Origin of the sequence: Mesorhizobium sp. M0659 (assembly GCF_040320605.1) — a bacterium.
Lineage (GTDB): Bacteria > Pseudomonadota > Alphaproteobacteria > Rhizobiales > Rhizobiaceae > Mesorhizobium.
The window spans coordinates 63,076-75,073 of sequence record NZ_JAMYPY010000023.1 but is presented as its reverse complement, the minus strand read 5'-3'; the positions used below and the strand labels follow the sequence as shown (position 1 = coordinate 75,073).

At 58.7% G+C, this 11,998-nt stretch carries 8 protein-coding genes and 5 pseudogenes; 3 read left to right on the top strand and 10 right to left on the bottom strand.

The annotated features are described in order from the left end of the window. Positions 1-596: 596 nt before the first annotated feature. Positions 597-795, bottom strand: a pseudogene (locus tag NKI31_RS26940) (ATP-binding protein); the annotation flags it as partial. A 124-nt stretch (positions 796-919) separates the two neighbouring features. On the opposite strand from NKI31_RS26940, the pseudogene NKI31_RS26935 reads away from it, so the two are divergent. Continuing rightward, positions 920-1,719, top strand: a pseudogene (locus NKI31_RS26935) (IS110 family RNA-guided transposase); the annotation flags it as partial. 74 nt (positions 1,720-1,793) lie between these two features. Here NKI31_RS26935 and NKI31_RS26930 read toward each other — a convergent pair. Further along, positions 1,794-2,816 (bottom strand): annotated as a pseudogene (locus NKI31_RS26930) (IS481 family transposase). Positions 2,817-2,923: 107 nt separating this feature from the next. Here NKI31_RS26930 and NKI31_RS26925 point away from each other — a divergent pair. Continuing rightward, a pseudogene (locus NKI31_RS26925) lies at positions 2,924-3,199 on the top strand (transposase); the annotation flags it as partial. A gap of 72 nt (positions 3,200-3,271) precedes the next feature. Here NKI31_RS26925 and NKI31_RS26920 read toward each other — a convergent pair. Continuing rightward, on the bottom strand, positions 3,272-3,460 hold the full coding sequence (locus NKI31_RS26920; protein WP_352653005.1) for a hypothetical protein: 189 nt from the start codon (positions 3,458-3,460) through the stop codon (positions 3,272-3,274). An 11-nt stretch (positions 3,461-3,471) separates the two neighbouring features. Here NKI31_RS26920 and NKI31_RS26915 point away from each other — a divergent pair. Then, positions 3,472-3,832, top strand: a pseudogene (locus NKI31_RS26915) (integrase); the annotation flags it as partial. A 13-nt stretch (positions 3,833-3,845) separates the two neighbouring features. Here NKI31_RS26915 and ctlX read toward each other — a convergent pair. Genes ctlX through NKI31_RS26880 form a run of 7 tightly spaced genes read right to left on the bottom strand, consistent with a single transcriptional unit; the run spans position 3,846 to position 11,184 of the window. Beyond that, positions 3,846-4,823, bottom strand: a complete 978-nt coding sequence (gene ctlX, locus NKI31_RS26910) for a citrulline utilization hydrolase CtlX (RefSeq protein WP_352653004.1) — start codon at positions 4,821-4,823, stop codon at positions 3,846-3,848. Next, positions 4,823-5,881, bottom strand: a complete 1,059-nt coding sequence (gene ocd / locus NKI31_RS26905) for an ornithine cyclodeaminase (protein ID WP_352653003.1) — start codon at positions 5,879-5,881, stop codon at positions 4,823-4,825. The genes ctlX and ocd overlap by 1 nt, the downstream gene beginning before the upstream one ends. Before the next feature lie 4 nt (positions 5,882-5,885). Then, the gene (locus NKI31_RS26900; RefSeq protein WP_352653002.1) at positions 5,886-6,119 is read right to left on the bottom strand and encodes an arginase family protein; all 234 of its coding nucleotides are present in this window, start codon (positions 6,117-6,119) and stop codon (positions 5,886-5,888) included. Positions 6,120-6,126: 7 nt separating this feature from the next. Next, the gene (locus tag NKI31_RS26895; RefSeq protein WP_352653001.1) at positions 6,127-6,699 is read right to left on the bottom strand and encodes a sarcosine oxidase subunit gamma; all 573 of its coding nucleotides are present in this window, start codon (positions 6,697-6,699) and stop codon (positions 6,127-6,129) included. Next, complete coding sequence (locus NKI31_RS26890; protein ID WP_352653000.1) at positions 6,692-9,655, bottom strand: sarcosine oxidase subunit alpha family protein; 2,964 nt, start codon at positions 9,653-9,655, stop codon at positions 6,692-6,694. The genes NKI31_RS26895 and NKI31_RS26890 overlap by 8 nt, the downstream gene beginning before the upstream one ends. Beyond that, complete coding sequence (locus NKI31_RS26885; RefSeq protein WP_352652999.1) at positions 9,652-9,918, bottom strand: sarcosine oxidase subunit delta; 267 nt, start codon at positions 9,916-9,918, stop codon at positions 9,652-9,654. Before NKI31_RS26885 ends, NKI31_RS26890 begins: the two co-directional genes overlap by 4 nt. A 9-nt stretch (positions 9,919-9,927) precedes the next feature. Next, complete coding sequence (locus NKI31_RS26880) at positions 9,928-11,184, bottom strand: sarcosine oxidase subunit beta family protein (protein WP_352652998.1); 1,257 nt, start codon at positions 11,182-11,184, stop codon at positions 9,928-9,930. Positions 11,185-11,998 lie beyond the last annotated feature (814 nt).

Below are 11,998 nucleotides of genomic sequence, written 5' to 3'. Positions count from 1 at the left end.
TGGATCAGCCGACAGGATAATCGGACGAAGACCAAGACGCTGGGCCGCCTGGACGTATAGCAGACCACAGCCCCATGGACCGCCTTCAACCAGGATGAGTGCTCTTCTTGCCATTGGCGTTTACCCTCCGTTGCGTGCTTTGCGGCGGTCTGAGGGCAAAGACGCGTCGGCCTTTTATTCGCGCCTGAACTCAGAGTTGCGATGGATACCATCGTCAGCGATTTGCAGTTGCAAAGGTTCTGTAAACTTAGTTGAAGGATCTGTTGCAACGTTCTGGTTACCGGCGGTTTGGCACGGACCGTCTCGATGAATTTCTGGGGTTCCGATGTTCAGGGGACGCCAGTTCGCCCAGCGTGGCTGACATAGCGGGTGCTAATCTTCACCATGGATGGACCGCACAGCCGGCCTGCCCAACTTGGCTTATCTTCTCCGGCGTCGGCGAGAAACCGACAGGAGATGGCCCGCCGACATCACCTTCAATGTCGAATCCACGTCGCGCCATCAGTCTGGCGGGCGCCTGTTGATTTCCGCTGAGAGCTGACCCAGGATATTCGCCGAGAAGTGACCCGCCTGTATGTTTCGGTTTCAGGCTTTGGTCAAGGTGGATGCTTCTCCTTCTTTGTGGCAGTGGTCTCGGTCGAGCTGTTCTTGAAGCGGAAGCTGTCGTTTCCGGTCTCCAGGATATGGCAGTGATGGGTGAGCCGATCGAGCAGTTCCGTCTGTTGCCCATTCGGTGAAGCTGAGACTGGCGGTGATGACGACGCTGGTGCGCTCGTAGAGCGTGCATAGCAGATGGATGGAACAGCAGCGCACCGCCTAACGGATCACTGAAATGCAGATGATCGTGGGCCAGTCACACCTTGCGTCGTTTGGCTTAAGTTTCTCGGGTTTGGAAGAACTCAAGGAAGGAGAGCAAGGCGTGACTGCATCCTATGACTATCACATCGGCCTTGATTACCATAAAAGCTACAGCCACCTGGTGGTGCAGGACTCGGCCGGCAAGACGTTGCGGTCGGGTCGGGTGAAGAACGATCGCCAGTCGCTGGGTTCGTTTCTGCAGCGATGTGGGCAGAACTCACATGCGGTCGTGGAAGCGACCCGCAACTGGATGGTGATGTACTATTGGCTCGACGACATCTGCGACGACGTCCTGCTGGCCCATCCCTTGAAGGTGAAGGCGATCGCCGACGCCAAGATCAAGACGGACAAGATCGACGCTCCAGTGCTGGCGCACCTTCTTCGGGCCGATCTGGTTCCCGAGGCGTGGCTCCCGGAGAGAAGGCTCGAGAACTGCGCATCGCACTTCGCGAGCGCATGTTCTACCTGCGGCTGCGCACGATGGTGAAAAACCGGATCGTTACCGTGTTCGACCGCTATCCGGAGCAAACGGTGCAGTTGCGGAAGCTGGGCGATCTGTCCGGCAAGGCCGGCCGCCAGCAGGTCGCGGCGCTCAGCGTGTCGGAGATCGACCGCATCCAGATCGATCGTGGCCTCGACTTCATCAGCGACATCGACGGGCGGATCAGGCAGTCGGAAGCCACCATCCGGGCAATGACCGGGACCAACGCCAATGTAAAGCTGCTGAAGACTATCCCTGGCATCGGTGATGTCTTCGCCCGGCTGATCGACGCCGAGATCGACGATATCAGCCGCTTCCGTAGCCCAAAGAAGCTGGCCGCCTATGCCGGGCTTGTCCCCTCGACCTATTCGAGCGGAGGCAATAAGATGTAGAAGTTTGCACTTGGATCGGACAGTTGGCGTCTGAGAATGGTCCGTTTTGCCTGCCGATGGGATCAGGCAGCGATCATTTTCTCCTTTGCCAGCGGGGCCGTGTCAAGGAAGGTCTGCATGGGCGTCTTGCCGAAGCACCAGCGGCCCTGATGTGGGCGCTCCTCATTGTAACTTCTGACCCATTCATCCAGATCGGCCTGCAGCTCCTCGATCGAGCCGTAGATCTTCTTCCTGAAGGCGACCCGGTAGAACTCGTCCAGCACCGTCTTTTTTGTGGAACCGTTCAACGATGCCATTGGTCTGCGGGTTCTTGGTCTTGGTGCGGGAATGATCCACATCCTCGAGCGCCAGATAGAGCTCGTATTCGTGATGTTCGGGATTGCCGCAATATTCGGTGCCGCGGTCGGTCAGCACCCCGCTTAGCTTCACGTCGTGGGCGTCGAAGAACGGCACCACGCGGTCGTTGAGGAGATCGGCGGCGGTGATCGGCGTCTTGCGGTCATAGAGCTTGGCGAAGGCGACCTTCGAATAGGTGTCGAGGAAGGTCTGCTGATAGATGCGTCCCACCCCCTTCATGTTGTCCTGGCCGCCGCAATAGCCCGGGCATTCACTCTCGAACTCACCATGCGCCTCCTTGTCCAGCTTGGCCTTTCCAGCGCCGCCAATTGGCTCTCGGTGAGCACGATACCGTGCTGGGCCCCCTTCGCCTCCAGCGCCTTCAGCCGCTTCTTCATCGTCTCCAGATGGGGACGCTGCCACACCCCGCGCACGCCCGACGGCGAGACCGAGTGGCCGAGCTTGCGCATTTCATTGGCGCTGGGGGTTTATCCATAGGCGGGATATTCCAGCGTCAGCTCGAGGATGCTCGCCTCGATCTGCGGTGGCGTGCGGTTGGCCAACAGCGGCTTCCTGCGCGTCAGTTCCTGCAGCGCCAGTTCGCCGCCGGTCTCATAAAGCTCCTTGAAGCGGTAGAAGCTGTCGCGCGAATAGCCCATCATCTTGCAGGCCTGGCTGACATTGCCGAGCTGTTTGGCCAGCTCCAGCAGCCCCACCTTGGCGCGGATGATCTTTTGGTCCTTGGTCATGTCAGTGTCCTTTCTGACGCCGAGGCCGGGCGCTGCGAACCCTGCCCACTCCGCGCCCGGCCTCGGCTCAAGCTTCAGCCTAAGACACCGTCTGTCAGATAAAGTTTAAACTTTTACACGGTAAGATTATCAAGCAGGGCAACAAATGGCTGCGTTGGGCCTTTGTCGAGGCGGTCGCGCCGGCTGTCGCCACCGACCCGCAGTTTCGGGCCCAGTACGAGCACCTGAAGTTCAGGGGAACGAACAAAGCGCGCGTTGCGATCGCGCGCAAGCTTTTGACGATCGCCTTCGAGATCCTGCGCGACCGGCGCCCTTCGAGCGACGCGGCGCTAACATCCAACATCGAGGAAGGCGCATCGTCAATGATATCCCGGCTGGCCTGATGACAAACTAGCGAGCCCGGCACGCCGGGCTGCGCTCCTAAAGGAGAATGGGTAGCCGGGAGCCGAACGCCTCTATGTGACCGAAGCCGAAAGCGAAGCGGCATCAGGGTCACGGATTGGAGATTGGTTCAGAACCGCAGGGCAGGCTTTGCCGCCCTGCGAACGGGATAGTTTTGCAGATCGGAAGAAATGCTGGTCAAACGCAACCGAACTCGGGAAAAAACGGCAAAATTTGCTGATTCTGCCCTTGAGTTCTTTCATTGGAGCTTGTCATGACTCACCTCCGCCAGCGCATGAGCGAGGACATGGAAGTGCGCAATTTCGCGCTCACCACTCAGCTCTCCTAGCAGGTCTCGCTGTTTGCGCGTCACTTCGGCAAGTCGCCGGACTTGCTCAGGCGAGAGGATATTCGGACCTATCAGGTCTATCTGGCCAACGAGAATTTACAAGTGACGCTCGAGCGCGATTGGGTGCCTGAAGAGGTCCCCCCGCTTCCCAAGAAGCCGCAGAAGCTGCCGATCATCCTCAGTCCCGAGGAAGTTCAGCGGTTCCTCGGTTGTGTCCTCGACGTCAAACACCACGCCATCCTGACCTCCTTGCAATGCCGCCGGCTTGCGCATCTGCGACATCGTTGGCTATCCTATAGTTACGATGTTTGATTGGGGCACTTATTCAGTCCCAACGACAAGGTGTGCGGTGTGCGCCGTGACAGGTGAATTCCGGCGAGCATGCACCGCACTGAGCCTCCGGCGAGCTCGATCGTCGAGACGTCGAACGGCAGCAGCATTGCGGAGCGCTCAATTGCCGCTATCTGCTCCTGGTTCAAGGCCGCGTGGGCACGGGCCGAAAGCGCGAGGACGTGGCCCTCGCTGCCCTCTAGCTCCATGGCATTGCCGGCGAAGTTCTCGATCTGCCCGATTGAAAGCTCGATGACTTCGCGACCGGTTTCCTCCAGCCTGGCGACGATCTCCTGCCGGCGCCGAAGATCGGGAATCATCTGCGTCCCCAGTAGGACGAACTCGGTACCGATGCACATCAGCACGTTCGTGTGATAGATCGGCTTGCCGCTGCGATCGCCGGCGTCGAAGACCATCGGCTCAAAGTTGAAGTGCGTGCAAAACCGTTCGAGCGCCACTTCGTTGGTGCGGTTTGAACGTATGGCATACGCAACCCGACCGACGTGATCGAGAACCATGGCGCCAGTGCCCTCGAGATAGACATAGTCTTTCTCAAGGCCTGAGTAGTCGATGACGTCCTGGACCCGATATTCGTTCTTCAGCATCTCGATCACGTCACCGCGACGCTCTTTTTGCCGATTGGCCGAGTACATCGGATAGACGGCGACATGTCCGCCCGAGTGGGTTGAAAACCAGTTATTGGGGAATACAGAATCGGGCGTTGTGACCGCCCTATCCTCGAAGACATGGACGATGACGCCAGCAGCGGAGAGACCTTCCGCCATACGAGTCACCTCGTCGTATGCCGCGCTCGCGATCGCTGCGGCGGCATGCTTCTCGTCACTGGATTGAAACGAGTTGTCGGCGGCGGTCATCGGGTTCGGTGTGAAGTGACGCGGCCGGATCATCACGACACCCTTGGGGGCCTGTACGGACTGCCTGCTCATCACAGCGCTCCGATCTTCTGAGGCATGGGAGCGGCCTTCGCAGCGCGCAGGATCATGCCGAAGAGATCGCGCGGCTCATCGGGATTGGCAAGGAGATCAAGCTCCTCATAGAGGCCGGTGTCAAGGCGGTCGCGGACATATCGTAGCGCCGAGAAATCCTCGATGGCGATGCCGACAGAATCGAACAGCGTGATCTGACGTTCACCGGAGCGACCGGGCGCTTTGCCGGCGATGACCTGCCAGAGCTCAATAACCGGGTGGCGGCGGTCGAGTTGCTGGATTTCGCCTTCGATGTGTGTCTGAGGCGGGTACTCCGAGCGAAGGAGAATGTCTCGATGAAGTTCCGTCTTACCGGGGCAGTCGCCCCCTACGGCGTTGATATGAACGCCGGGGCCGATCATGCTGTCGGTCAGGATCGTCGCATACTGCTTGTCGGCGGTGACTGTGGTGACAATCTCAGCGCCTTCAACTGCCTCCTGCGAGGAGGAGCAAGCGTTGATCTCGAAGCCTATGCTGGCAAGGTTCTTCTGGCAGCGCATCGTAGCGGACGGATCGATGTCGTAGAGGCGAAGTTTGTCGACGCCGAGGATGGCTTTGAATGCGATCGCCTGGAATTCCGATTGGGCGCCGTTGCCAATCATCGCCATAGTACGCGCGCCGTTTGGCGCAGGATACTTTGCCGCGACAGCCGACATGGCCGCGGTCCGCGGTGCTGTGAGAATTGTTATCTCGGTCAGCAACATCGGATAGCCGTTGCCGACATCTGCGAGTACACCAGACGCAGTCACCGTCTGGCGGCCGGAGCGCGTGTTCTTGGGATGGCCGTTGACGTATTTGAAGCCGTAGGTTTCGCCGTCGCTGGTCGGCATCAACTCGATGACACCCTCGGCACTATGGGAGGCAACGCGCGGCGTTTTGTCGAAGCACTCCCAGCGCCGGAAGTCCTCTTCGATGTAGGCGGCAAGCTCGATGAGGAAGCGTTCGACACCGGTCGCCAGTACCAGCTTCATCATGTGGTCGACGCTGACGAAGGGGACGACATCGAGTTTTTCTTGCATGAGTTCAATAGCTCCTTGTGGGGCGGTCCATGATGCGGCGGCCCATCAGGCTCGCGACAAGATCGACCATGAGGATCGCGGTGCGGCCGCGCTCGTCGAGGAAGGGGTTGAGTTCGACCAGATCAAGGCCGGTCACAAGGCCGGAATCGTGCAGCATCATCCATGATCCGATGAGTTTCCCGGAAGGTAGCGCTACCGGCTCGGTCGTGCCGACCGAGGCAGCGAGATAGAGGACCATTGAAGCGTCACTCCTTTCGTGAGCTTAGCCCGTTTGCTGGCTTGGTTGCCATCTCGGCCGTGAGATGATCAGCCAAGAAGCTGGTAAGCGACGTTGCAAACGTCGTGGGGATGAGGACTGTGAACTGGTCGCGGCCATGGCGGTCGATAAGGACGCTGACATGGTGAATGGCCGTCTGGGCGAAATGTCCAACAGGGAAGGCTGCGTCGGCAAAGTCGAGAGCGGTTACACGACTGAAAAGCCCACTGACGCCGGGTCCTTCGAGCGTCAGGCACACACGCGCGTCCGAGAGATCGAGGACGGAAAGATCAATTGCGCTTTCAAAGCCAAGAGCGGTGTCCGACCGAACCAGCGCCCGGCCAGGCGCAATGCGCCAGACTGTGGTCGGCCCGCGCCGGACCGATGCACAGAACTCACCTGGCAGCGCCAGCCCCTCTGCCTGGAGCGCATCGTCTGCCTTCCTGTTGAAATCTCCCCAGCCGGCAAGCTGCGTCAGATAGCCAGAGTCTACTTGATCGATGGCGACAGCCAGGCCGTCACTGGTTGTGCCGCGTACCGGCAAAGGATGCTTTTTAGCCATTCTGACGGTGTCCTTCCGGATCAAAGAAATGATGCGGGACGACTTTTGCCTTCAATGTTTGATAGCCGACGAAGTCTATCACCTGGATTGTTTCACCAAATCGCTCAGCGCCACGCGACAGAAGTGCTAAGGCAATATGCCGTTTGAGCGCCGGAGAGTAAGTCACGGCCGACACCCATCCTTCACCGTGGCCCTTGGTGGGAGCGTTGAGCGCGAAAAGAAGGGAGCCTGCCCTGGCGCCAGAATCGCCAATGATTTCCAGCCCCACCAGCGAAGGGCGCTTCGGGTCTTCGAGAACGGGGCGCTTGCGCAGGACGGAGCCGACAAACGGCTTCATGCTGGAAGCAAACCGCTCTAGGCCTAGGTCCTTCAGGGTAGTACGCCCTTCGATTTCCGAACCGGCGATGTGGCCTTTCTCAATGCGCAGGGCGCCCATCGCCTCGAGACCGTACGGCTTGAGATGATACGGAGCACCGGTTGCGATAAGAGCCTCCCAAATCGCGCGGCCACGCTTGGCCGGCACGTAGAGCTCATACGCCAGTTCACCTGAGTAGCTCATGCGGTGCAAGCGGCAGGCCACTTCTGCGATCGTGACATGAGTGAAGTGATTGTTGGGCAGTGTCTCGTTGCCCAGCTCGGCACCTGTCAGGGTGCTCAGAACACTGCGAGATTTGGGACCTGCAATCGCGATTGCAGCCCACTGGTCAGTGACCGACGTGACATGCACCTTGAGATCGCGCCAAGCGGTCTGAAGGAGATACTCCGCCCTGGCCAGCACCTTCGCGGCGTTCGCCGTCGTGGTCGTCATGAAGTAGTCGTTATCGCCGAGACGCGCCGTTGCGCCATCGTCGAACACGAAGCCATCCTCGCGTAGCATTATGCCATAGCGCAGCCTGCCAATCGGCAGTGTCTTGAAGCCATTCACATAAACGCGGTTGAGGAATTCCGCGGCATCGGGTCCCTGCACAGCGATTTTGCCGAGCGTGGAGACATCGACGATGCCGACATGCTCGCGCACGTGCGCGGCTTCGCGAACATAGGCGTCGTTGATGTCTTCGCCCATGGCTGGATAGTACCATGGCCGCAGCCACACACCGGCGTCGATCATCTCGGCGCCATTTTCCTCATGCCAGCCATGGATGGTTGAAAGCCTAGTCGGGCGGAAATTAAGACCGTGGTCATGACCAACGATGGCGCCAATCGTGACCGGGGTATAGGGGGGGCGGAATGTGGTGGTGCCGACCGACGGGATGGTAAGGCCGCGCAATTCGGCCATACGGGCAAGGGCGTTGAGGTTCGACGTCTTTCCTTGGTCGGCTGCCATGCCGGAGGTGGTATAACGCTTGAGATGTTCGACGGAGACGAAGCCTTCAAGGTGGGCCTGATCAATATCAGCCAGCTTTACGTCGTGCTGAAAGTCCACAAACGCCTTGCCGGGAGTGCTTCCGTCCGCCCTGGTGATGACGGCCACCGGCATAAGATTGCGACCCCAGAAATCGGTCTGGCCAAACAGTGCGGGTTCCTTCCCAGTGCTTCCACCAGCTTTGTGGCCCTGCGAGAGAGAATCCCTGAGCGATGGGGAACCGACGAGCGAGCCGATACACGTGAAGGCTCCTTTCTCTGCCGGCGGCAGAAACGCGTCCAGTTCCTTCTCATATTGTGGTCTTCCGAAGCGCTGGCTCCACAGGTGCAGCGTTGGTGTCCAGCCACCGGATACGGCGACAAGATCACAAGGAACCCGTACGCCTCTGCCCGCTGCTTTACCTTCCGGAGTAACGGGTACAACATGTGCAGCTTTTACGCGTTTGCCACCCACCGCTTTTAGGACTGCGTGTCCGAGCCGCAAGTCGATCCCCGCATTCTTCGCGTTCTCACTCAGTTGTACCGGGATGTCGCGGCGTATATCGCAGATTGTTACCTTGGCACCGGAGTTTGAAAGTTCGATGGCGGCGGTGTAGGCGCTGTCATTGTTTGTTGCCACAACGATCCGCTCACCGGCAAGCACAGCATATCGGTTCAGGTAGCTTCGCACAGCTGAGGTGAGCATAACCCCGGGCAAATCATTGCCGGCGAAAACCATGGGTCGTTCGATTGCTCCGGTCGCCAGGACCGTCCTTTTGGTTCGCACAACCCAATAGTGCTGCCGCGGCAGTCCCTCCGCAGGCGCGAGGACGTGGTCCTGCACCCGCTCCACGAGGCCGAACACCTCACAGTCGTAGGCACCGAATGCAGTCGTGCGCGTCAGAACACGAACGTTGGGAAGATCGTTAAGTTCGCTATGGGCCTGAGCGAGCCAGGCATCGGAGGGCGTACCGGCCGGTTCGCTAAGAAGCGAACCGCCAAGAGCTTGGTCCTGCTCGACCAGTATGACGTTGTCGCCCTTCCGGCTCGCTGCAAGAGCAGCGGCAATTCCCGCAGGACCGGCGCCAACGATCAGGACATCGCAGAATGCATTGATTTTCTCATAGTGGTCGGGATCAGGGAGCGTCGTCGCCCGCCCCATGCCGGCCGCCTTTCGGATGAAACCCTCGCAGAACATCCAGAACTTCGTTCCGCTGAAGGGGCCGATGAAAGTCTTGTAGTAGAAACCCGCGCCGAAGAAGCGGGACATGAGCCCGGTGGCCGCTCCAATATCGAATTGCAGACTGGGCCAGGCGTTTTGCGGCGTCGACGTCAAACCGTCGAAGACTTCCACCATCGTCGCCTGCGCATTGGGTTCATGGCGATCACCATCTCGAAGGTGGACGAGAGCGTTTGTCTCTTCGACACCCGCTGCAACTAAACCGCGAGGCCGGTGATATTTGAAGCTGCGCCCGAAAATCTGCAGGCCGGCAGCAAGCAGGGCTGATGCCAACGTATCGCCGGGATGTGCCGGGAAAGACCGACCCTCAAATTGAATGCCGACCCTGCGAGAGCGATCGATCCGTCCTCCGGTTGGGAGCCGCCGCGCGGTCATACTGCGACCTCACGGGCCAGGAAAGAACCAAACATTTCGTGGGTCAGAGTATCGCGTTCAACCCGGATCCATTGTCTGCACCCGGCGACGTGATGCCAGTATTCCTTATGCGGACCGCGAGGGTTATCGCGGATGAAAACGTAGTCGTGCCAAATCTTGAAATCCGCTTCGTTCATATCGGGGCGGCGAAAGGTTGCGTCTTCGCCGTAAGTGAACTCGGTTTCGTCCCGCAGCCCGCAAACCGGGCAATGAATTCTCAGCATGATTGAACCTCAATGCGCCTTTGGATACGGGCCGGCGCCCGTCTCGTCGATCTGGTACCCGCGCTCGAAGCGTTCCAGCGTGAACTCAGCAATGTCTGGGTGCGGTTCTCCCCTGGCGATAGTCCAGGCGAAGCAATATCCGGAGGCGGGTATCGCCTTGAAGCCGCCGTAGCACCAGCCGCCGTTCAGCCAAAGGCCCTCAATGGGCATCTTGCCGATGATGGGAGAACCATCCATTGTCATATCCATGGCGCCCGCCCAATGGCGCAGAAGCCTTAGTCGCGACAGCGACGGCATCAGTGCTTTTGCGCTTTGCAGCGTGTGCTCAATGATCGGGAGCCCACCGCGCTGCGCATATGAATTGAACCCATCAACGTCGCCCCCTAGCACGAGCCCGCCCTTGTCAGACTGGCTGATGTAGAAGTGCTCCGCTCCGAAAATGATCACGTGATCAACAAGAGGCTTCAGTGGTTCGGTGACAAACGCCTGAAGGACGTGGGTTTCAATCGGCAAACGGAGCCCTGCTTTGGCTGCAAGGTGGCTAGTGTGGCCGGCAACGGCGAGCACCACCTTTTTTGCCCGGATCGAGCCGTGAGTTGTCTCAACCCCGACGATCTTTCCCTCGTCCCATAGATAGCCAGTTACCTCACACTGCTGGATAAGATCGACACCTTGTTTGTCTGCGCCCCGCGCGTAGCCCCACGCAACTGCGTCATGGCGCGCCGTGCCAGCGCGCCCCTGGTATGCTGCGCCGTATATCGGAAAGCGCGCATTTTCTGAGTAATCCAGGTAAGGGAGCCGCCTCATGACCTCAGCACGATCGAACAGTTCCGCGTCGATGCCGTTGGCGCGCATGATGTTGGTGCGGCGACGCGCGGTGTCTCCTTGCCCCGGTGAGTGGAATAGATAGTAATAACCACGCCGAGACATCATGACGTTATAGTTCAGTTCCTGGCTTAGGTTCTCCCACAGCTGCATGGAGCGTTCATAGAACATCGTGTTGCCAGGCATCATATAGTTCGAGCGGACAATGGTCGTGTTACGGCCCGTATTGCCACCGCCAAGCCACCCCTTCTCAAGGACGGCGACGTTTCGTACCCCATGCTCCTTGGCGAGGTAGTATGCGGTAGCAAGGCCGTGACCACCACCACCCACGATCACGACGTCGTAACTTGGCTTCGGCGCCGGGTCGCGCCATGCGCGCGACCAGTGTTTGTTCCCCGACAGTCCATTGCGCAGAATCGAAAGGGCGGAATAGTGGCTCATACAAACTCCTCGCAATAAGTCGTCCTCTTGTCGCATCCAAAAAGTACTTGGCGTGCTTGGGCCGTGGCCCGGCGCTAGTGTCAATGGCTAGCAGGCTGATGAAAAAGGCTCGGAGATACCAGTTTTGAATCTGATTTGTGCTTGGTCTGATTCTGCCACGTTCCGTGAACAAAACAGTTTTTCAACAGCCTGCTAGCCTAGAAGCTACAAACCGGCTCGCGCGTGATTTCCATTTGCTCGCCGTACGTTCAACAATGGACACGATGGGAATGGCCGGGGTCATCCTTAGACAGAGCCGACGTTTTCTCGACAGCCTGAGGAACGGAGCTATTACAGCGCCTTCAGCGTCAGGATCTCGACTTCACGCCTACCTGCCCAGCGCGCTTATCAACGGTTCAAGCGAATGAACTGGGATTGGATGTCAAAAAGTCGGTTCCCCTAAAGTTGATTTCAAGGTCATATTATGGAGCCATGCGTAGCGGTGTCGAACGGCGCTCAGGTCGTGACTGATAGATAGCTCATCCACCTTTGTAATGAAGGAGTTCACCAACTTGCAATGAAGGAAACTCTCCATGCCTTCGTAACCGTAGCCGCTTTCCTTGATGCCACAGAAAACGGCGTGTATTTGCGCTCCGGGTCCGACGACCCAACTCTCCGAAAATGCGTTGAAATCCTTGCCCTGCGCACGCGGTCACCATCTCCGCACTCGGTCTAACAATAGCAGCGCCCCAAATACCCGCTAATATCAAACGTTTTGCGGCTACCTCGAAATTGATATGCGCCTCTGTTTCGATCGAACAGGAAGACGTAAGGC

Excerpts from the sequence above, each read along its gene's own strand:
- ctlX (WP_352653004.1), bottom strand. The coding sequence starts at position 4,823 with ATGAGCAGGCAGTCCGTACAGGCCCCCAAGGGTGTCGTGATGATCCGG.
- NKI31_RS26900 (WP_352653002.1), bottom strand. The coding sequence starts at position 6,119 with ATGGTCCTCTATCTCGCTGCCTCGGTCGGCACGACCGAGCCGGTAGCG.
- NKI31_RS26890 (WP_352653000.1), bottom strand. The coding sequence starts at position 9,655 with ATGACCGCGCGGCGGCTCCCAACCGGAGGACGGATCGATCGCTCTCGC.
- NKI31_RS26895 (WP_352653001.1), bottom strand. The coding sequence starts at position 6,699 with ATGGCTAAAAAGCATCCTTTGCCGGTACGCGGCACAACCAGTGACGGC.
- NKI31_RS26885 (WP_352652999.1), bottom strand. The coding sequence starts at position 9,918 with ATGCTGAGAATTCATTGCCCGGTTTGCGGGCTGCGGGACGAAACCGAG.
- NKI31_RS26920 (WP_352653005.1), bottom strand. The coding sequence starts at position 3,460 with ATGAAAGAACTCAAGGGCAGAATCAGCAAATTTTGCCGTTTTTTCCCG.
- NKI31_RS26880 (WP_352652998.1), bottom strand. The coding sequence starts at position 11,184 with ATGAGCCACTATTCCGCCCTTTCGATTCTGCGCAATGGACTGTCGGGG.
- ocd (WP_352653003.1), bottom strand. The coding sequence starts at position 5,881 with ATGCAAGAAAAACTCGATGTCGTCCCCTTCGTCAGCGTCGACCACATG.